This window comes from Anaeromyxobacter sp. Fw109-5 (assembly GCF_000017505.1).
Lineage (GTDB): Bacteria > Myxococcota > Myxococcia > Myxococcales > Anaeromyxobacteraceae > Anaeromyxobacter.
Window position 1 is genome coordinate 2605740 of sequence record NC_009675.1, and the last position, 19707, is coordinate 2625446.

General features: G+C 73.5%; 21 protein-coding genes. 8 read left to right on the forward strand and 13 right to left on the reverse strand.

Features of this window, described 5'->3' with window-relative positions:
• Nucleotides 1-32 precede the first annotated feature (32 nt).
• Both ANAE109_RS11750 and ANAE109_RS11755 read left to right on the forward strand, forming a co-directional pair.
• On the forward strand, nucleotides 33-503 hold the full coding sequence (locus ANAE109_RS11750) for a hypothetical protein (protein ID WP_012097087.1): 471 nt from the start codon (nucleotides 33-35) through the stop codon (nucleotides 501-503).
• Nucleotides 504-555: 52 nt separating this feature from the next.
• Nucleotides 556-804: a hypothetical protein gene (locus ANAE109_RS11755; protein WP_041448294.1), complete on the forward strand. Its 249-nt coding sequence runs from the start codon at nucleotides 556-558 to the stop codon at nucleotides 802-804.
• Nucleotides 805-864: 60 nt separating this feature from the next.
• On the opposite strand, the gene ANAE109_RS11760 is transcribed toward ANAE109_RS11755, so the two are convergent.
• The 6 genes from ANAE109_RS11760 to ANAE109_RS11785 all read right to left on the reverse strand — a co-directional run bounded on the left by ANAE109_RS11760 (nucleotide 865) and on the right by ANAE109_RS11785 (nucleotide 6151).
• Nucleotides 865-2571 carry a 30S ribosomal protein S1 gene (locus ANAE109_RS11760; protein ID WP_041448295.1) on the reverse strand — a complete coding sequence of 569 codons (1707 nt, stop codon included), beginning with the start codon at nucleotides 2569-2571 and terminating at the stop codon, nucleotides 865-867.
• A 208-nt stretch (nucleotides 2572-2779) separates the two neighbouring features.
• Entirely contained in the window at nucleotides 2780-3631 is an 852-nt protein-coding gene (ispH, locus tag ANAE109_RS11765; RefSeq protein WP_012097090.1) for a 4-hydroxy-3-methylbut-2-enyl diphosphate reductase, read from the reverse strand.
• A 64-nt stretch (nucleotides 3632-3695) separates the two neighbouring features.
• Nucleotides 3696-4475 carry an energy-coupling factor ABC transporter ATP-binding protein gene (locus tag ANAE109_RS11770; protein WP_012097091.1) on the reverse strand — a complete coding sequence of 260 codons (780 nt, stop codon included), beginning with the start codon at nucleotides 4473-4475 and terminating at the stop codon, nucleotides 3696-3698.
• Complete coding sequence (locus ANAE109_RS11775) at nucleotides 4475-5041, reverse strand: hypothetical protein (protein WP_012097092.1); 567 nt, start codon at nucleotides 5039-5041, stop codon at nucleotides 4475-4477. Before ANAE109_RS11775 ends, ANAE109_RS11770 begins: the two co-directional genes overlap by 1 nt.
• Nucleotides 5028-5660 carry an energy-coupling factor ABC transporter permease gene (locus tag ANAE109_RS11780; RefSeq protein WP_012097093.1) on the reverse strand — a complete coding sequence of 211 codons (633 nt, stop codon included), beginning with the start codon at nucleotides 5658-5660 and terminating at the stop codon, nucleotides 5028-5030. Before ANAE109_RS11780 ends, ANAE109_RS11775 begins: the two co-directional genes overlap by 14 nt.
• Nucleotides 5661-5662: 2 nt before the next feature.
• A complete protein-coding gene (locus ANAE109_RS11785) occupies nucleotides 5663-6151 on the reverse strand; it encodes a hypothetical protein (protein WP_234945297.1) in 489 nt (162 codons plus the stop codon).
• A 211-nt stretch (nucleotides 6152-6362) separates the two neighbouring features.
• On the opposite strand from ANAE109_RS11785, the gene ANAE109_RS11790 reads away from it, so the two are divergent.
• The gene (locus ANAE109_RS11790; protein WP_049768574.1) at nucleotides 6363-7622 is read left to right on the forward strand and encodes an alpha/beta hydrolase; all 1260 of its coding nucleotides are present in this window, start codon (nucleotides 6363-6365) and stop codon (nucleotides 7620-7622) included.
• On the opposite strand, the gene ANAE109_RS11795 is transcribed toward ANAE109_RS11790, so the two are convergent.
• From ANAE109_RS11795 to asd, 7 genes are read right to left on the reverse strand one after another with little or no spacing between them, the layout of a single operon-like run.
• On the reverse strand, nucleotides 7619-8308 hold the full coding sequence (locus ANAE109_RS11795) for a hypothetical protein (RefSeq protein ID WP_012097096.1): 690 nt from the start codon (nucleotides 8306-8308) through the stop codon (nucleotides 7619-7621). The genes ANAE109_RS11790 and ANAE109_RS11795 overlap by 4 nt on opposite strands.
• Nucleotides 8308-9021, reverse strand: a complete 714-nt coding sequence (gene cmk, locus ANAE109_RS11800) for a (d)CMP kinase (protein ID WP_012097097.1) — start codon at nucleotides 9019-9021, stop codon at nucleotides 8308-8310. Before cmk ends, ANAE109_RS11795 begins: the two co-directional genes overlap by 1 nt.
• A complete protein-coding gene (hisC, locus tag ANAE109_RS11805) occupies nucleotides 9018-10112 on the reverse strand; it encodes a histidinol-phosphate transaminase (protein ID WP_012097098.1) in 1095 nt (364 codons plus the stop codon). The genes cmk and hisC overlap by 4 nt, the downstream gene beginning before the upstream one ends.
• Before the next feature lie 48 nt (nucleotides 10113-10160).
• A complete protein-coding gene (locus ANAE109_RS11810; protein WP_012097099.1) occupies nucleotides 10161-11129 on the reverse strand; it encodes an acetyl-CoA carboxylase carboxyltransferase subunit alpha in 969 nt (322 codons plus the stop codon).
• Between the two features lie 54 nt (nucleotides 11130-11183).
• On the reverse strand, nucleotides 11184-12086 hold the full coding sequence (miaA, locus tag ANAE109_RS11815; RefSeq protein ID WP_012097100.1) for a tRNA (adenosine(37)-N6)-dimethylallyltransferase MiaA: 903 nt from the start codon (nucleotides 12084-12086) through the stop codon (nucleotides 11184-11186).
• Nucleotides 12083-13330 (reverse strand): histidine--tRNA ligase, encoded by a 1248-nt coding sequence (gene hisS, locus ANAE109_RS11820; protein WP_012097101.1) that lies wholly within the window; start codon nucleotides 13328-13330, stop codon nucleotides 12083-12085. Before hisS ends, miaA begins: the two co-directional genes overlap by 4 nt.
• A gap of 26 nt (nucleotides 13331-13356) precedes the next feature.
• Nucleotides 13357-14205, reverse strand: a complete 849-nt coding sequence (gene asd / locus ANAE109_RS11825) for an archaetidylserine decarboxylase (RefSeq protein WP_012097102.1) — start codon at nucleotides 14203-14205, stop codon at nucleotides 13357-13359.
• 116 nt (nucleotides 14206-14321) lie between these two features.
• Here asd and hutU point away from each other — a divergent pair, with 116 nt between their 5' ends.
• The 5 genes from hutU (at nucleotide 14322) to ANAE109_RS11850 (ending at nucleotide 19705) form a co-directional block, all read left to right on the forward strand.
• Complete coding sequence (hutU, locus tag ANAE109_RS11830) at nucleotides 14322-15962, forward strand: urocanate hydratase (RefSeq protein ID WP_012097103.1); 1641 nt, start codon at nucleotides 14322-14324, stop codon at nucleotides 15960-15962.
• Between the two features lie 351 nt (nucleotides 15963-16313).
• A complete protein-coding gene (gene hutI, locus ANAE109_RS11835; protein ID WP_012097104.1) occupies nucleotides 16314-17594 on the forward strand; it encodes an imidazolonepropionase in 1281 nt (426 codons plus the stop codon).
• Nucleotides 17595-17599: 5 nt separating this feature from the next.
• On the forward strand, nucleotides 17600-18124 hold the full coding sequence (locus ANAE109_RS11840) for a metallophosphoesterase family protein (protein WP_012097105.1): 525 nt from the start codon (nucleotides 17600-17602) through the stop codon (nucleotides 18122-18124).
• The gene (locus ANAE109_RS11845; RefSeq protein WP_012097106.1) at nucleotides 18121-18699 is read left to right on the forward strand and encodes a DUF99 family protein; all 579 of its coding nucleotides are present in this window, start codon (nucleotides 18121-18123) and stop codon (nucleotides 18697-18699) included. The genes ANAE109_RS11840 and ANAE109_RS11845 overlap by 4 nt, the downstream gene beginning before the upstream one ends.
• A gap of 241 nt (nucleotides 18700-18940) precedes the next feature.
• The gene (locus tag ANAE109_RS11850) at nucleotides 18941-19705 is read left to right on the forward strand and encodes a class II glutamine amidotransferase (protein WP_012097107.1); all 765 of its coding nucleotides are present in this window, start codon (nucleotides 18941-18943) and stop codon (nucleotides 19703-19705) included.
• Nucleotides 19706-19707: the final 2 nt, after the last annotated feature.

The following is a 19707-nucleotide window of genomic DNA, read 5'->3' on the forward strand; positions in this document are numbered from 1 at the left end:
GAGACAGTCCCAGGCGACCGCAGGAGGTTCCCGTGAGACTGGACGGCAGCGTCACGCGCGTCGCCGCGGCCGCGATCGTCGCGATGCTCCTCGCCTGCACCGGCGAGGACGATCCTGCGGGCACGTGCGACGTGTTCGCCTCCGCGGTGTGCCTCGACGGCGGGCGGATGATGTCCGACGTCGAGACGCTCGCCGGGGCACAGTACGCGGGGCGCCGGGCCGGGACGCCGGACGCCGACGGCGCCGCGGCGCTCGTCGAGTCGCGCTTCCGCGCCGCCGGGCTGGCGCCGGCGGTCGGCTCCGGGTACCTGCAGCCGTTCTCATTCGTGGACTGGATGCCCACCGCGACGGCCCTGTCGCTCGGGGGCGTGCCCGCGCCGATCGGCGCGGCGTACGAGGTCGTGTACGGCTCCGTGTCTGGGACGGTGCCGCCCACCGAGCTCGTGTTCGTCGGGTACGGGATCCGCGAGGGTGATCGCACGACCACCGCTCACCGCCTCTGACCACGCGTGCTTTCGGGAGCGCGGTATCCCCGCGTTCCTCGCCTCGACCCCCGTGATCCTCGAGCACCCGACGTATCACACGGTGGACGACGTCGCGGGGGGCGTCTCCCGGGACAACCTGGAGGCCTCCGCGCGGCTGCTCTGGGCGGGCGTGCGGGAGCTCGCGATGGGCCGGGCACCGGTCGCGACCTCCGCGAACGCGCACGCGGCGGCCATCGCGGGCCCCGCCCCGGCGACCGTCGCGCAGCCCGAGCCCCTCCCCGGCTACGTCGCGTGCCCGCGCTCCGGGTTCGAGGAGTGACGAAAGGCGAAGCGGCGCGCCCCGGAGGACGCGCCGCTCGAGAGCTCCGTCGGAGCGCGACTACTTCCTGCGGTTGAACTTCTCCATGAGGTCCCCCAGCCGCGCGCGGCCGTCGCCCTGACGGCGCAGGTACTCGCGGTAGTCCTCCTCGCCGCCGTCGCGGTTGAGCTGCTTGATCGACAGCGCGATCTTGCGCTCGTGGAGGTCCATGTCGATGACCTTGACCTCGACCTCCTGGCCCTCGGTCACGACGTCGCGGGGGTTCTCGACGCGCTCGTCCTTCATCTCGGAGACGTGGACGAGGCCCTCGATGCCCGGCTCGATCTCGACGAACGCGCCGAAGTCGGTGACCTTCGTCACCTTGCCCTTCACGCGCGCGCCCACCGGGTGGCGCTCGGAGAGCGTCGTCCAGGGATCGACGTGGGCCTGCTTGATGCCGAGGCTGAAGCGCTCGTTCTCGACGTCGATGTTGAGCACCACCGCCTCGACCACGTCACCCTTCTTGAACTTGTCGCCCGGGTGCTTGATGCGCTCGGTCCAGGAGATGTCGGACACGTGCACGAGGCCGTCGATGCCCTCCTCGACGCCGACGAACACGCCGAAGTCGGTGACGTTCCGGACCTCGCCGCGGATGGTCGTGCCGATGGGATACTTGTCCTCGAGCAGCGTCCACGGGTTCGCCTCGATCTGCTTCATGCCGAGGCTGATCCGCTTCGCCTTCGGATCGATGTCGAGCACGACCGCCTCGACCTGATCGCCCTGGTTGACGAGCTTCGACGGGTGCTTCACCCGCTTCGTCCAGCTCATCTCGCTGACGTGGACGAGGCCCTCGACGCCCTGCTCGAGCTCGATGAACGCGCCGTAGTCGGTGAGCGAGACGACCTTGCCCCTGACGCGCGTGCCGACCGGATACTTCTCGTCGGCGCGGTGCCACGGGTCCTCCTGGATCTGCTTGAGGCCGAGGCTGACGCGCTCGGAGGCCGGGTCGAACTTGAGGACGACGACGCGGACCTCCTGGCCGACCTCGAACATCTCCGACGGGTGGCCGATGCGGCCCCAGCTCATGTCGGTGACGTGGAGCAGGCCGTCGATGCCGCCGAGGTCGATGAAGGCGCCGTAGTCGGTCAGGTTCTTCACCTGGCCCTTGAGGATCGCGCCCTCCTTCAAGTTCTTCAGGGTCTCCTTCTTGAGCTCCTCGCGCTCCTTCTCGAGGAGGACCCGGCGCGACAGGACGATGTTGCCGCGCTTCTTGTTGAACTTGATGACCTTGAACTTGAACTTCTCGCCGATCAGCTTGTCGAGGTTCCGCACCGGCCGGATGTCGACCTGCGAGCCGGGGAGGAACGCCTTCACGCCGATGTCGACGGAGAGGCCGCCCTTCACGCGGCCGACGATCACGCCCTCGACGAGCTCGTCGCGCTCGCACGCGGCGGAGATCTCGTCCCAGATGCGCATCTTGTCGGCCTTCTCCTTGGAGAGGACGACCATCCCGGTGTCGTTCTCCCGGGACTCGACGAGCACCTCGACCTTGTCGCCGACCTTGACGGCGGGCTCGCCGCCGGGCGCCGAGATGAACTCGGAGATCGGCACCTGGCCCTCGGACTTGTAGCCGATGTCGATGACGGCGTAGTCCTTGGAGAGCGCGATGACGGTGCCAGGGACGACCTTGCCCTCCTCGATGGGACCGGCCTGCGCCTCGCTCTGCGCGAAGAGCGTCGCGAAGTCCTCGGTCTCGATTTCGGGCGTACGGGGAGTCTGGTTCTCCATTCGGTAAAGACCAACCTTTGTCGGGATCACGCCGGCCCCGTCACGACGGGTGAGCGGCTCAGGACCGCGTCGGCGTCAACCACAGCAAGCCCCCTGGTTCGTGTCGCGTCGCCGCCCCGGGGATCGAAGGCGCCGCCGCGCGCCGGGCATACCCCGGCGTACATCGGGATTCTTGGAAGGCGCACGCTACACGCCCGAGATCAGGCGGTCAAGGCGTGCCCGGCCGGTGGAGACCCCTCAGCCAGCCCGCCACTCCTTCGACCACCCAGTCGGGCGTCGACGCCCCGGCGGAAAGGCCGACCACCTGACAGCCGGTGAACCACTCCGGGCGGAGCTCCGCCTCGGTCTCGACGTGCCAGGTCCGCGGCTGGATCTCCCGGCAGATCTCCGCCAGGTGCCGGGTGTTCGCGCTGTTCTTGCCGCCCACCACCACCACCGCGTCGACCTCCCGGGCGAGCGAGCGGGCGTCCGCCTGCCGCTCCTCCGTGTCGTTGCAGATGGTGTTCACGGCCCGGACCTCCTTGTGCCGGAGGGCGAGCGCGCCCACGACCGCCTCGAAGTCCGCGCCGATGCACGTGGTCTGGGCGATGACCGCGACCTTCTTCGCGGGGATCTCCGGGATGGGTCCGCCCGGCTTCACGACCGTGCAGGGGCCCTCGGAGTAGGAGATGACGCCCTTGATCTCGGCGTGGTTGGCGTCGCCCACGATGACGACGTGGTAGCCCTCGGCGCTGAGCCGCTGGGCGATGGCCTGCGGGTACTTCACGTAGGGGCAGGTGCCGTCCACCACCTCGAGCCCCCTGCCCTCGGCGCGATCCAGCTCCTCCTTCACCGCGCCGTGCGTGCGGACGACCACCGTCGTCCCGTCCCCCACCTCGCCGACGGCGTCGACGGTCCCGACGCCCTTCTCGCGGAAGCGGGCCACCGCCTGCGGGTTGTGGATGATGGGGCCGAGCGTCACGACGGGACCAGAGGCGTGATCGGCGACCTCCATCACCTTGTCGACGGTGCGGCGGACGCCCCAGCAGAAACCGGCGGTCTTCGCGATTTTGACTTCCACGGGCGCTCTATATAACGCCCCCCTCCGTCGTGGCCAGCCGACCTGGCGCTCCCGCCGGAGCGCCCTAATCGACGTCGTGGACGTGGAAATGGGCGTGCGCGGCGGTCCCGTGACGGTGCGCGTGGCGATGCGCGAGACCGCTCCGGACGAGCAGCGCCTCGTCGCGGAGGAGCTCGGCCGGGGCGCCGTCGAAGAGGACCCCGCCGCCGGCGCGGTCGAGCAGGATGGCCCGCTCACCGAGCTCCTCGACGACCGAGAGGTTGTGGGTGGACGCGAGGGTCGTGACGTCGAGCGCCCCGAGCAGCTCGACCACCCGCGCGGCCGTGGCGGGATCGAGGTTGGCCGTCGCCTCGTCGAGGAGGAGCACCCTGGGCTCGAGCGCGAGGATGGCGGCGAGCGCGACGCGCTTCTTCTCGCCCCCGGAGAGCTCGAACGGCGCCCGGCCGAGGAGCGGGACGAGCTCGAGCGCCTCCGCCCAGCGCCGCACCCGCGCGTCCACGTCGGCGACGCCGAGCTGGCGCGGGCCGAACGCGATCTCGTCCGCGACGGTCGGGTTGAAGAGCATCGCGTCGACGTTCTGGAAGAGCAGCCCCACCTCGCTGCGGAAGCGGCGCCGGAACGCCGCGTCCTCGAGCGCGCGCTCGGTGAGCGCCGCGCCGGCGTAGCGGATCTCCCCGGCGACCGGGGAGAGCAAGCCATCGAGCGCCCTGAGGAGCGTGGTCTTCCCGCAGCCGTTCACGCCGAGGAGGACCGCCCGCTCGCCGGGGGCGACGGTGAGCGAGACGTCGCGGAGGACCGCGCGCCCGCCCAGCTCCAGCGTGACGTGGCTGAGCTCGAACGGCACTAGAACCCCCGGGAGCGCATGGCGTCGGAGACGTCGCGCGCGTTCTTCATGGAGAGCGTGAGCAGGGCCCCGGTGATCCCGCCCGCCCCGCGGGCGACGTCGACCGGCCCGGGGCGGCGGAGCATGCGGCTGCGCAGGCCGAGGAGCGAGTCGGTCGCGAGCAGCCGCAGGGCGTGCACCTGCGCGAGCGTCAGGACGAGGAGGCGGCTCGCGGTCGGGAACGGCGCGAGGGCTCGGAACAGGTCGATGCGCGCGAGCGCCGCGAACGTCACGAAGGAGATGACCGCGGCGCGGAGCGCGAGCGCCGCGAAGGGCGTCGCGTCCGGCCAGCGACCGGAGACGAGCCGCAGCCACCCCGCCGAGGCGAGCGAGAGCGCCACGGTGAGCGGCAGCACCGAGCGGAGCACGCGCCGGGCCGCGGCGAGGGCGCCGCGCCACAGCAGCGCGCCCGCGAGCAGGGCCGCCAGCCCGAGCGCGGGGAGCGTCGTGAGGGCCGAGACGCCGAACACGGCGATCGCCCAGAGCGCCAGCAGGAGCTGGCTGCGGCGCGGCTCAGGAAGCCTCACGGACGTCGGCCCTCCGCAGGATCGCGAGCGCGAACAGCGTGTAGAGCCCCTCCGCCGGTCCGGTGACGGCGAGGCTCGGGACCATCATCGCCGCGAGCGTCACCGGCAGCGGGGCCGGGAAGTAGGTCGCCGACAGCCGGTGCTGCAGCCCGAGCACGAGCGCCACCGCGAGCGTCGAGACCTGCACGGCGACCCAGGCGGCCAGGAAGGCCGCGGCGCGGCGGGAGAGCCGGCGCAGGGCCAGGTGCACGAGCCATCCGGCGAGCGGGCCGAGGAGCCCCATGGCGAGCGCGTTCACCCCGAGCACGGTGAACCCGCCCGCCCCGAAGAACAGCGCCTGGACGGCCAGGACGAGCGACTCGCAGACGAATGCGACCAGCGGGCCCCTCAGCAGCGCGAGCAGGGTGACGCCGAGCAGGTGCGTGGAGGTGCCGCCGGGCAGCGGGACCATGATGGTCTGCACGACGAAGGCGAGCGCGGTGAGCGCGCCGACGACCGGCAGGGACTCCGCGGCGGAGTGCCCGAAGTGTCGCCGCGCGGCCCACGCCCAGAGCGGCGCCGACACCGCCCAGGCCGGGACCGTGAGCTGCGGCGAGACGAAGCCGTCGGGCACGTGCATCGCTACCGCTGCCTTGCCTTGCGCCGCGCGAGGACGAACAGCGCGCCGAAGATCGTCGCGATGAGGACGACGCCCAGGATCGGTCGGAGGGCCACCGCCGCACCACCGGGCGCCGGGGCCGAGCGCGGCGAGGGGGCACCATCGGGGGCGACGTCGACCGTCGTGTCGAGGCCGTGCCCCGAGCCCTCGACGACGCGGACGCGCCAGGCGCCGGGCACGTCCGGGACGAAGGCGAGCCAGCCGTGCCGATCCGTCCTCCCTTGCAGGTACGGCTCGACCGACGCAGGGGAGAAGACCTCGTACTGCGCGTCGGCGAGCGCCGTCCCGTCGGACTCGTAAGCCCTCACCGCGACGGCCTTTCCACGCTCGACCTCGTGCAGCACCTCGTGCGCCCGGCCGAGCGTGGGCGCCAGCGTCGCGACGAGCGCGAAGGCGAGCAGCCTCCCCTGCATGTCCTCGTACCCTCCCCCGTGCGCCCGTACCGTTCGCACGAAATCGTAACTCGTATTACCGAGGCACCCGACCGGGCGTCAAGGGCGCGGTCCGTCGCAGGCGGCGGGCGCTCTCCACCGTCCGCCCGCCCGCCCGGCCAGAGCCTCGATCCACCCTGCGTCACGAACGCGAGCGCGCCTCCTCCCCGGGTTGCCGGCGGCGCGCCGCCGGGATTGCCATCTTGTCGATCCGTTCCCGACGGAGCCCTCGATGAAGCTCGCCGCCGCGCTGCTGGTCGTCGTCGCCGCCCCCGCGCTCGCGCAGGATCTCTCGGTGCGGGTGGTCACGCTCAAGTCGCCTGCCCTCGGCGAGGAGCGCACCGTCTACGTGCTCACGCCGCCAGGGTACGAGCGAGGCGAGCGCAAGTACCCCGTCCTCTACTTCACCGACGGCGAGCGGCACCTGCCGCTCCTCGCCACCACGGCGCGGTTCCTCGCGGACGTTGGACGGATGCCCGAGGTGATCCTGGTCGGCCTCTCGCACCCGGATCGCACGCGCGATCTCACCCCGACGCGCGGGAAGATCGTCCAGGACCGCGGGCCCGCGGTGCCCTACGAGACGAGCGGCGGTGCGGATCGGTTCCTCGCCTTCGTCGCCCAGGAGCTCGTTCCGTGGGTGGACCGGAGCTACCGCGCGGAGCGGTTCCGGATCCTCGCCGGCCACTCCTTCGGCGGCCTGTTCGCGCTCCATGCTGCGGCTGCTCGGCCGGGCGTCTTCCAGGCCGTCATCGCCGCCAGCCCGACGCTCACCTGGGACGGGAACCTCGCCGTGCGCCGCGTCCGCGACGCGGTGGCGACCCTCGGCGGGACGATCGTGTTCTCCATGGGCGAGGAGGGACGGCTCTCGGACGACCGCTTCGAGGAGCTGAAGCGCGTGCTCGCGAGCGGCGGGGGCGCGCTCCGCTCGCGAGGGCTCCGCCTCGCGGGCGAGGACCACCTGACCACCCCGTACCCGACCTACTACGCCGGGCTGAGGGAGGTGTTCGACGGTTGGTCGATGCCGGTGAACCCGGAGGCGATCGGCCCTCGGGGCGGGGTGGCCGCGGTGGAGGCCCACTACCGGGCGCTGTCGCAGCGGCTCGGCTTCGCCGTGCCGCCACCCGAGCGCGCCCTCGCGCTCGCCGGCCTGCAGGAGCTCCTCGAGGCCGACACGGCCGGCGCGTTGCGAACGCTCGGCAGGGCGGTCGAGCTCTACCCCAGCTCCGCCCGCGCCCTGCACGCCCTCGGCGCCGCGCACGAGCACGCCGGCGACCACGGCCGCGCGGTCGACGCCTACCGCCGGGCGTGGGCGGCCGCGAAGGCGATGAACGACCGGGACACCCGCTCCTACGAGGCGAGCTACACGCGCGCGGCGGCGGCGCGCGCCGGCGAGCGCCGCGAGCTGCCGCGGCCCGGCGACCCGAGCATCCTCCGCGAGTCGTGCGACCACTTCGGCCGCTACGAGCCCGACTCGCGGGCCGGGCGGGACTAGCTCTTCTCGCCGACGAACCTGTCGCGCTCGTCGCGGAACAGCACGTTGAAGGTGGTGAGCGACCCGTAGCAGCGGGTCACGTACTGCTGCAGCTCGACCTTCTCCGCGTCCGAGAGCTTGTCGTGCCCGTTGAGCCGCTGCTCGAGGACGCGCAGGCGGTCCCGGATCATCACGATCTTGTGGAACAGGCTGTCGAGGGGGATCTCCTTCGCCTGCGTCTGCGCGTCCCCCGGCTTGAGGACGACGGTGCCGCCCTCCCAGCGCGGGGCGAGGCGCACCTCGACGGCGTCCTCGCGCAGCACCTCGCGGATGGCCTCGGCGAACTCCTCGCGGGTCATGTCGGTGAGCTCCTCGGGTAGCGGGGGCAAGGGCGTCGCGACGGCCCTCGGGGGCGGCACCACCGGCCTCGCGAGCGGCGCGGGAGCGGACGGCTCGGCGCCTCGATGCACGAGCGGGGCGGCGGGGCGCGAGGCGCGGTGACGGATGGCGACGGGCGGCGGGGCGGACGGGATGGCCGCGTCGCGGGAGAGGTACCGCTCGCAGGCGGGCGCCGTGCCAGGGAAGTCGCCGGTGCGGACGCCGAGGCGGCAGGGTCCGATGGGCCCGCGCGCGTCCTCGAGGATGGGCCGCCAGAGCCGGCAGCTCCCGCACTCCTTCGACCCGTACCGGCGCTCCTGAGTCATCATCACGCCTCGCTCCGTCCGTCGCCCGAGAGCCGCGCCTCGAGCTCGCGCACCAGCGCGTCCACCACCGCGTCGAGCGGCAGGCCGCTCGTGTCGACGAGCTGGGCGTCCGCGGCCGGCCGCAGCGGAGCGATGGCCCGCTCCGAGTCGTCCTTGTCGCGCCTCAGCTGATCGGCGAGCACCTCGTCGTACGTCGAGGCGTCCCCGCGCGCGCCGAGCTCGGCGTGCCGGCGCCGGGCGCGCTCCTCCGCGGAGGCGGTGAGGAAGAACTTGGCGTCCGCGTCCGGGAACACCACGGTGCCGATGTCGCGACCCTCCAGCACCGCGCCACGGTTCTCGGGCGCGCAGGCGAGCCGGCGCTGCAGGTCGAGCAGCCCGGCGCGCACGACCGGCCTCGCCGACACCTTGCTCGCCCCGAGGGAGATGGGGGGCGTGCGGATCTCGACCGAGACGTCGTCCTCGCCGAGGAGCACGCGCTGGCCGCCGCCGGGCGAGGGCGAGAAGCGGATCTCCAGCTCGGGCAGGAGCACGGCGAGCGCCGCGTCGTCGTCGAGCGCGATCCCGCGCCGCGTCGCAGCGAGCGCGACGGTACGGTAGATCGCGCCCGTGTCCACCATGGCGAAGCCGAGGCGCGAGGCGACCCTGCGCGAGACGGTGGACTTGCCGGCGCCGGCGGGGCCGTCGATCGCGACGATGAACGGCCGCCCGGCGGTCACGCGCCGAGGATCCTCCCGAGCGCCGCGAGGCACCGCTCGTTCTCACGCCGGAGCCCCACGGTGATCCTGAGCGCGCTCGGGAACCCGTAGCCCGCCACGGGACGGGCGATGACGCCCTCGCGCAGCAGCGCCTCGAAGAGATCCTTCCCGGTCCGGCCGGGGAAGTCGGCCAGGACGAAGTTCCCCTGTGACGGGACGACGATCGCGCCGAGCGCGGCGAGCCCCTTCGCGAGGAACGGCCGCTCCTCGAGGACGAGCGCGCGGCTCTTCGCGACGTGGGCGGAGTCCCCGAGCGCGGCGGCGCCGGCCGCCTGGGCGACGAGGTTCGTGTTGAAGGGCGGGCGCACCCGGTCGACGTACTCCACCACCTCCGGCCGCGCCAGCCCGTAGCCGAGGCGCATGCCGGCGAGGCCGTAGATCTTGGAGAAGGTCCGGAGCACCACGACGTTCGGGTACTTCCGGCGCAGCGCGAGCCCGTCCTGGAACCCCGGCGCGTCCACGTACTCGACGTAGGCCTCGTCGAGCACGACGAGCGTGTCCTTCGGCACCGCGTCGAGGAATGGGGTGAGCTCCGCCTCGGTGAACCAGGTGCCCGTCGGGTTGTCCGGGTTCGCGAGGAACACGAGCTTGGTGCGGCGCGAGAGCAGCTTGCGGAGCGCGTCGAGGTCGTAGTGGAAGCGCCCCTTCATCGGCGCCTCGACGAGCGTGCGGCCGTGCTCGTGCGCGGCGAGCTTGTAGGCGACGAAGCTCTGCGCGCTCGTCAGGACCTCCTCGCCGTCGAGCACGAACGTCCGGACGAGCAGCTCGATGAGCTCGTTCGAGCCGTTCCCGACCATCACCTCCTCGGGCGGGACGCCGAGCTTCGCGGCGATCGCGTTCCGGAGGAGGTAGGCCGAGCCGTCGGGGTAGAGGTGGACCTTGGCGCAGGCCTCTCGCGCCGCGGCCAGCGCGAGGGGCGAGGGACCGAGCGCGTTCTCGTTCGAGGCGAGCTTCGCGACGTTCGAGACGCCGTACTCCCGCTCCACCTCCTCGATGGGCTTGCCGGGGACGTACGGAGTCAGCGAGGCGACGTGGGGCGGGACGAGAGGCATGGGGCGACGGTTATACCCGAGGCCCCCGGCGCTCGCGAAGGCCCCGCGCTACTCCTCGGACGTGAACACGCCCATCGCCCGGAACTTCCTGTACCGGTCGACGACGAGCTGCTCGGGAGAGAGCTTCTTCAGCTCGGCCAGGTGACGGCGGATCGCGGCCCGGACGTTCTCCGCCGCGAGGCCGTGGTCCCGGTGCGCGCCGCCCTCGGGCTCGGGGATGATCTCGTCGGTGATGCCGAAGCCGGCGAGGTCCTTGGCCGTGAGCTTCAGCGCCTCCGCGGACTTCTTCCCCTGGGCCGGATCGCGGTAGAGGATCGAGCTGCAGCTCTCGGGCGAGATGACGTTGTACCAGGCGTACTGGAGCATCAGGATCCGGCTGGTCACGCCGAGGCCGAGCGCGCCGCCCGACGCCCCCTCCCCGATGACCACCGAGATCGACGGCACGCCCAGCGAGGACATGACCTCGAGGTTCGTCGCGATCGCCTCGGCCTGGCCGCGCTCCTCCGCGCCGATGCCTGGGTACGCGCCGGGCGTGTCGATGAAGATGATGACGGGGCGCTGGAAGCGCTCGGCGAGATCGAAGAGCCGGCGCGCCTTGCGGTAGCCCTCGGGGCGCGGCATCCCGAAGTTCCGCAGCATGTTTTCCTTCGTGCCGCGGCCCTTCTGGTGGCCCATGACGAGCACGGGCTCGTCGTCGAAGCGAGCGAACCCGGCCACGATGGCGCGATCCGCCGCGAAGCGCCGGTCCCCCTCGAGCTCGAAGAAGTCGGTGAACAGCCTGCCGACGTAGTCGAGCGTGTAGGGCCGGTTCGGATGGCGCGCGAGCTGGACGGTCTGCCAGGGAGAGAGGTCGCTGAAGATCTCGGCCTGGAGCCGCTTCGCCTTCTTCTCGAGCTTCTGGATCTCGTCGCTGAAGTCGACGCGGGCGCCGCCGGACAGCTCCTTCAGCTCGGCGATCTTGGACTCGAGCGCGATGAGGGGGCGCTCGAAGTCGAGGGCATGGGCTGGCTTCGTCACGACGCGCCTTATAGCACGAGGTGGCCGAAGCGCACGGTCGAGGCATTTGGATTCTCAGCCGTTTTCGACGCGGCGCGCCAAGTCGTCCGCGTCGAAGGGCGGCGCGATCCACTCGACGCCGCGCTCGCGCCGCAGCCAGATGACCTGCCGCCGCGCGTACCGGCGGTGCGCCACCTGCACGCGGCGGACGGCCTCCGCCAGCTGGAGCTCGCCGCGCACGCAGCCGATCGCCTCCGCGTAGCCGATGGGCAGCTTCGGCGGGAGGGCGTCGCCGAAGCGGGCGGCGAGCGCGCGCGCCTCCTCGAGGAGCCCGCCCGCGAACATCTCGGCGACGCGGGCGTCGATGCGCGCGTGGAGGGAGGCGCGCGGCGGATCGAGGGCGAGCAGCCGCGCCGCGTAGCGATCCTCCCGGAAGGCGTGCCGGGCGTACAGCTCGGACGGCCGGGTCCCGCCGGCGGCGATCTCCAGCGCGCGGACGATCCGGACGAGGTCGTTGGGGCGGATCCTCGCGGCGGCGTCCGGGTCGAGCGCCGCGAGCCGCGCGTGCAGCGCGGGCCTCCCCAGCCGCGCCGCCTCCTCCTCGAGCCGCGCGCGCAGCGCGGCGTCGCGGCCGGGCGCGGCCACGACGCCGTGGAGGAGCGCGCGCAGGTAGAGCCCGGTGCCGCCAGCCACGATCGGCAGCCGGCCGCGCGCGGCGACGTCGGCGATGGCGGCGTCCGCGAGGGCGGCGAAGCGCGCCGCGTCCATACCCTCCCCCGCCTCCGCCACGTCGAGCAGGTGGTGAGGGACGGCGGCGCGCTCGGCCGCGGTCGGCTTGGCGGTGCCCACGTCGAGCCCGCGGTAGACCTGCTGCGAGTCGGCGTTGACGATCTCGCCGCCGAGGCGCCGCGCGAGCGCCACGGCGAGCGCGGTCTTGCCGGACGCGGTCGGCCCGGCGATGACGAGGAGGCGGTTCACCTCACCCGCGCGACGAGGTCCGCGAGCGCGATCGGCGTCTCCTCGCGGGTCTGCAGGTCCTTCAGCTTCGCCTGGCCGGTCTGGACCTCGTTGCCGCCCAGGACGAGCGCGTAGCGCGCGCCGACGCGCTCCGCCTGCTTGAACTGCGCCTTCAGCTTGCCGCCGCGGGCGTCGAGCTCGCAGGCGATCCCCGCCCGGCGAAGCTCCGCCGCGCGCCGGAGCGCCTCGCGCGCACCCTCGGCGTCGGCGCTGACGAAGAAGACGACCGGCCGGCGCTCGGGCGCGGCGCGGCCCGCCTTCTCGAGGATCATCGCGAGCCGCTCCTGGCCGAGCGCGAAGCCGATCCCCGGGGTGGGCGGCCCGCCCAGGGTCTCGACGAGCCCGTCGTAGCGCCCGCCTCCGGCCACCGCGGACTGCGAGCCGAGCGCGTCGGAGGTGAACTCGTAGGCGGTGCGGACGTAGTAGTCGAGGCCGCGCACGAGCCGGGTGTCCACGGTGTAGCGGACGCCGAGCGCGTCGAGCCCGCCCTTAACGGCGTCGAAGTGCGAGGCGCACTCGGGGCAGAGCCGCTCGAGGAGCCGCGGCGCCTGCGCGAGCACGGGCTGGCAGCTCTCCACCTTGCAGTCGAGCACGCGCAGCGGGTTCCGCTCCATCCGCTCGTTGCAGTCGGCGCAGAGCTCGCCCTTGCGCGAGGCGAGGAAGTCGCGGAGGTCCTGGAGGTAGGCCGGGCGGCAAGCGCGATCGCCGACCGAGTTGAGCTTCAGCTCGGCGCGCACCCCGAGGCGCGCGAGGTAGTCGTCGAGGAGCGCGATCTGCTCGGCGTCGAGGTACGGCTCGGCGATCCCGAACGCCTCGCAGCCGATCTGGTGGAATTGGCGGTAACGGCCCTTCTGCGGCCGCTCGCGCCGGAACATCGGGCCCACGTAGAACCACTTCTGCGGGCCCTCCACGAACGCGCCGTGCTCGATGAAGGCGCGCACCGTGCCGGCGGTGCCCTCGGGGCGCAGGGCGAGCAGCTCCTCGCCCTTGTCCTCGAAGACGTACATCTCCTTCTTCACGATGTCGGTCGCCTCGCCGACCCCGCGCGCGAAGAGCTGCGCGGGCTCCACGACCGGCGTCCGCACCTCTCGGTAACCGTACAGCGCGAACACCTCGCGCGCGACCGCCTCCATCTCCTGCCAGCGAGACGCCTGGCCGGGCAGCAGGTCGTTCATTCCCTTGACGCCGTTGATCTTCGTCGCCATCGCCGCGTCCTTCTAGCAGAAACGGGTCACGCCGGCCCACCGATCGGCTCCCCGACGCGCAGCCGCGCGCCGGGGACGAGCCGGGCGTCGAGGCGCACGCGCCCCGGCTCGAACAGCAGGATGACGGTCGAGCCCATCTCGAACGCGCCCAGCTCGCCGCCCTTCTCGATCGGCAGCGGCGACTCGTAGTCGCGCGCGGCCGCCGTGGCCGCGGGCAGGTTCGTCACCGGGACCGTCGGGTCGTAGAAGGCCCGCACCCGGCCCACCACCGTCGCGCCGACGGCGACCACCGCGCACGCGCCGAGCGGGGTCTCCAGGACGGTGACGAGCCGCTCGTTCACGGTGAACAGGCCCGGCACGGTGCGGACCGAGGCCGGGTTCACCGGCCAGAGCTGGCCCGGGACGTAGCGCCAGCCTGTGATCTTCCCGCCGAGCGGGAAGTGGATGCGGTGGTAGTCGCGGGGCGACAGGTAGATCGTCGCGTAAGCGCCGCCGCGCAGCCGGGCGGCGAGCGCCTCGTCGGCGACGAGCGCGCTCGTCGGGTAGTCGAGGCCCTTCGCCTGGACGAGCCGCCCGTCCAGCGCGACCCCGGTCTCCGAGACGGCGCCGTCCACCGGCGACACGATCACGGCCTCGCCGGGCGCGATGGGCCGGAGCCCGGGCCGGAGCGGCCGGGCGAAGAACTCGCCGAAGGTGCGGTAGACCTCGAGGTCCGGGCACTCCGAGAGGTCGATGCCGTAGCGCGCGGCGAAGGCCTTCATGACCCCGAGGCGGACCGGGGCGGGCGCGTTCCAGCGCGTGAGCGCGCCGGCGAGGCGGGAGACGGCGTTCTTCGGCAGGAGCTTCAGGGCCGAGATGAAGAGCTGATCGTTCATGGGAGCGGGCGCGGAGTGTAAACCAACGCTCGCTCGGCGGCACCGGCCGCGGCGCCCCGTTTTTGGCGGTGCGGCCGGGCGGTCGCCGGGTGAGGCTTGGGGCCCGGAGGTGCTCGATGGAGGAGATCCGCGCGCCGCGGGGCACGGGACGCTCGTGCAAGGGCTGGGTGCAGGAGGCCGCCCTGCGCATGCTCATGAACAACCTCGACCCCGAGGTGGCCGAGCGGCCCGAGGACCTGGTCGTCTACGGCGGCACCGGCAAGGCCGCGCGCGACTGGGAGAGCTACCGGCGGATCGTCGCCGCGCTCAGGGCCCTCGGCGACGACGAGACCCTGCTCGTGCAGAGCGGGAAGCCCGTCGGCGTCCTCGGCACCCACCCCGACGCGCCGCGCGTGCTCATCGCCAACTCGAACCTGGTGCCGCGCTTCGCCACCTGGGAGCACTTCTGGGACCTCGAGCGGCGCGGGCTCATCATGTTCGGCCAGATGACCGCGGGGTCCTGGATCTACATCGGGACGCAGGGGATCCTGCAGGGCACCTACGAGACGTTCGCGCAGGCGGGGCGGACGCACTTCGGGACCGACGACCTCGCCGGCCGGCTCGTCCTCTCCGGCGGCCTCGGCGGGATGGGCGGCGCCCAGCCGCTCGCGGCGACCATGCTGGGCGCGGCGTTCCTGGGCGTCGACGTCGACCCCGCCCGCATCGAGAAGCGGCTCCAGGGCGGCTATCTCGACGAGCGCTCGGACGAGCTCGACGACGCGCTCCGCCGGCTCGAGGAGGCGCGCCGTGCCCGACGCCCGCTCTCGATCGGGCTCGTCGGCAACGCCGCCACGGTCTACGCGGAGCTGGCGCGCCGCGGGCTCGCGCCGGACCTCGTCACGGATCAGACCTCCGCCCATGATCCGCTGAACGGCTACGTGCCCGCCGACGTGCCGCTCGTGGACGCGCCCACGCTGCGCCGGCGCGATCCGGAGGGCTACGTCCGGCGCGCGAAGCAGTCCATGGCGCGGCAGGTGGAGGCGATGCTCGCCATGCGCGCCGCCGGGAGCCACGTCTTCGACTACGGCAACAACCTGCGCGCCGGCGCCCGCGAGGCCGGGGTCGCCGACGCCTTCGCCTACCCCGGCTTCGTCCCGGCCTACATCCGGCCGATGTTCTGCGAGGGGAAGGGCCCGTTCCGCTGGGTGGCGCTGTCCGGCGATCCCGCGGACATCGCCCGGACCGACGCGGCGGTCGCGGCGCTGTTCCCCGAGGACGCCGGGCTGCGCCGCTGGCTCGACCTCGCGGCCCGAAAGGTGAGGTTCCAGGGGCTGCCGGCGCGCATCTGCTGGCTCGGGTACGGGGAGCGGGATCGCGCGGGGGTCGCCTTCAACGAGCTCGTCCGGCGCGGCGAGGTGAAGGCGCCCATCGTCATCGGCCGGGACCACCTCGACTGCGGCTCCGTCGCCTCGCCGAACCGCGAGACGGAGGCGATGAAGGACGGCTCGGACGCGATCGCCGACTGGCCCATCCTGAACGCGCTCGTGAACGCGGTGAACGGCGCGTCGTGGGTCAGCTTCCACCACGGCGGCGGGGTCGGCATGGGCTGGTCCCTGCACGCCGGCCAGGTGGTGGTCGCGGACGGCACGGAGGCGGCGGGACGCCGGGTCGAGCGGGTGCTGCGGAGCGACCCGGCGATGGGCGTGCTCCGGCACGCCGATGCGGGATATGAGGAGGCGCGGGAGGTGGCGAGGGTGCGCGGAATAAGGATTCCCTGACCGACCTCGGCTCTTCTGGGGCCGGTCACCCTGAGCGTCGCTCCGCGGCAGCGGCGGAGCGAAGTCGAAAGGGCCTCGACCTCGACCCCGACCTCGACCCCGACCTCGACCCCGACCTCGACCCCGACCTCGACCCCGACCTCGACCCCGACCTCGACCCCGACCTCGACCCCGACCTCGACCCCGACCTCGACCCCGACCTCGACCCCGACCTCGACCCCGACCTCGACCCCGACCTCGACCCCGACCTCGACCCCGACCTCGACCCCGACCTCGACCCCGACCTCGACCCCGACCTCGACCCCGACCCCGACCCCGACCTCGACCTCGACCCCGACCTCGACCTCGACCGTGCCCGCCCGCAAGCCACTCCGCCCCACGGCCACCCTCGTGCTCCGCAACGCGGTGGTGGCGACCTGCGACGCGGGGACCTCCGATCCCGGGCTCATCCCGTCGGCCGCCGTCGCGGTGGACGACCGCCGCATCGCCTACGCCGGGCCGGAGCGCGGGCTCGAGGAGGTGGTGGACGCCGCGGATGCCCAAGTGATCGACGCCGGCGGCGGGCTCGTGACGCCGGGGCTGGTGGACGCGCACACGCACCTCGTGTTCGCTGGCGAGCGGGCGGGCGAGTTCGCGCTGCGCTGCGCGGGCAAGAGCTACCTGTCGGTCGCGCTCTCCGGGGGTGGCATCGCGGTCACCACGCGCGCGACGCGCGCCGCGTCCGACGCGACGCTCCTCGAGGCGGCGATCGCCCGGGCGCGGCGGCTGCTCGCGCAGGGCGTCACGACCATCGAGGTGAAGAGCGGCTATGGCCTCTCGACCGCCGACGAGCTGCGCCTGCTGCGCGTCATCCACGACCTGGCGCACGCGCTCTGGGCGGAGGTGACGATCGTCCCCACCCTCCTCGCCCACGCCGTCCCGCCCGAGCGCGGCGGCGACCGCGACGCGTTCGTGCGCGAGCTGTGCGAGGTGCTCATCCCGCAGGCGGCGCGCGAGCGGCTCGCCGATCACGTGGACGCGTTCGCCGAGGAGGGCGCGTTCACGATCGACGAGGCGCGCCGGATCCTGGCCGCGGGGGAGCGCCACGGCCTCGTGCCGCACCTGCACGCGGACCAGCTCACCGCCTCCGGCGGGGCGCAGCTCGCCGCCGCGCTCTCCTGCGCGAGCGCGGACCACCTCGAGGAGATCGACGACGAGGGGATCGCCGCGCTCGCCCGCGCGGACGTGGTGGCCGGGCTCCTCCCCCTCTCCACCCTCTTCCTCGGCTCGAACCGCTACGCCCCCGCGCGCAAGCTGCTCTCCGCGGGCGCCCGCATCGCGCTCGCCACGAACCTGAACCCCGGCAGCGCCATGAGCGAGAACGTCGGACTGGCCCTCTCGCTCGCCTGCCTGAAGCTGCGGCTCAGCCCCGCCGAGGCGCTCGTGGCCTTCACCGCGGGGGGAGCCCGGGCGCTCCGGCGCGCCGACGCGGGGCGCCTGCGGCCAGGCGCCGACGCGGACCTCGTGCTCTGGGGCTGCAGCTCGCCCGAGCACCTCGCCTGGCACATGGCCGTGAACCACGCCCTCGTCGTCGTGAAGCGGGGGCGGGTCGTGCACACGGCCGCGCCGGGAGCCGCGGTGGACTGCCGGTGAGGGCCATGCGCGTCGGGCTCGTCTCGGACACGCACGGCCTCGTCGATCCCCGGCTGCCGGAGGTCCTCGAGGGCGCCGACCTCGTGCTGCACGCCGGCGACATCGTGAAGCCCGAGATCCTCGCCGTGCTGCGCGAGATCGCGCCGGTGAAGGCCGTGCGCGGGAACAACGACGAGGGGCTGCCCGCCCTCGCGCGCCTGCCGGAGACCGCGGTCGTCGAGGTGGGAGCGCTCACGCTGCTGCTCGTCCACGACCTCGGCGCGCGAGAGCGGCCCAAGCTCCCGGCGCGCCCGCTCCTCGCGCGGCACCGTCCCGAGCTCGTGGTCCACGGCCACTCCCATCGGCCGGGCGCCGCGCGCGTGGGCGGCACCCTGTTCGTGAACCCGGGGAGCGCGGGTCCTCGCCGCTTCTCGCTGCCGCGCACGGCGGCGATTCTGGAGGTGCGAGGCCGCGCCGTCCGCGTCACGTTCTTCGACCTCTCCCGCGAGGCGCCGGCGCCGTTCGGCGATCCCATCGAGGCGGCCCTGTGACGCGGTTCCCTCCGCCGGGCCGCGCGCTCCGCGCGATCGGCTTCGACGACGCGCCGTTCGAGCGGAGGAGGCGCGGGGACGTCGGCCTCGCCGGCGTGGTCTGCGCCGGGACGCGCTTCGAGGGGCTCGTCTGGGGCCGCGTGCGCCAGGACGGCTGGAACGCGACGGAGGCGATCCTGGCGCTGCTCCTCGGCGGGAAGTTCCTGCCCCAGCTCCACCTCGTCCTGCTCGACGGGCTCGGCTTCGGCGGCTTCAACCTGGTGGATCTCGAGGGCCTGGCCGCGCGGCTCGGCCGCCCGTGCGTGGCGGTGATGCGCCGGATGCCGGACCTCGCCGGGGTGGAGCGCGCGGTCCGCAGGCTCCCCCGGCCGGAGCGGCGGCTCGCGCTGCTCGCGCGTGCGGGTCCCATCCATCGCCTCGACGGGTTCGTGTTCCAGGTGCAGGGCGCCGAGCCCGCCGCGACGGCCCAGGCGCTGGCGCGCGTCACCGACCGGGGCCACGTCCCCGAGCCGCTCCGCCTCGCGCACCTCGTCGGCGCCGCGTTCCGGGAGGGCGAGAGCGGGAAGCGCGCCTAAGAGGCCGTGAGACAATCCCGGCGCCTGCTGCGACGCACGCTGCTGCCTTCGACGGCATCGCGTCTCGCGACGGCTCGGGATCATTTCCCGACCTCCGGAGCGGCCGCGCGAGGTGCCGCGCGAGGCTTCCGCCGTGCACGGCTTCACGCCGCCAGGCGGAGGCTCGCCGGCCGGGCGGGAAGGGGCGGACCGAGCACTCATTGGCGCGCGCCCTCGGGCGCTGCTACGTTTCCCATTCGCGATGTGCCGCCTCTTCGGCCAGCACGCCCACCCAGGCTTCGACGTCTGCGAGCCGCTCTGCAGCGCGGCGAACGCGCTCCGCTTCCAGTCGCATCGCCACCCGCACGGCTGGGGGATCGGCTGGTACGTGGACGGGTCCCCTCACGTCCGGCGCGGCATCCTGCCCGCCCACGCCGACGACTCCTTCGTCGCCGCCGGCCAGGAGGTCCGCTCGGCGGTGGTGCTCGCCCACGTCCGCGAGGCGAGCGTCGGGCCGGTGCTCCCCGAGAACACGCACCCGTTCCTGTTCGATCGCTGGCTGTTCGCCCACAACGGCACGGTGGCGCGCTTCCGGGACGTTCCCGCCGTCCGCGAGGCGATCGAGCGCGAGATCGATCCCGATCTCCGCCGCGAGATCCGCGGGGACACGGACAGCGAGCGGGTGTTCTACCTGTTCCTCACCCGGCTCCGCGCCGGCGGCGCGCCGAGGGACGCGGACCTCCCCGCGGTGCGCCGCGCCCTCGCCGACACCACCGAGACCGTGCTCCGCATCGCGGAGGCCGAGCCCTCTCCCAAGCCGACCTCGCTGAACCTCGTCGTCTCCGACGGGAGGCTCCTCGCCGCCTGCCGCCACGGGCGGACGCTGCACGTCGCGTCCGCCGCGGGACCGCGCCCCGTCTTCGCCGTCGCGAGCGAACCCATCGGCCCGGGTCCGTGGGAGGAGCTCCCGGAGGGCGGATTCGTCGGCACCGAGGACGGGGCGCGCGTCGAGCGCGGGCGGCTGTAGCG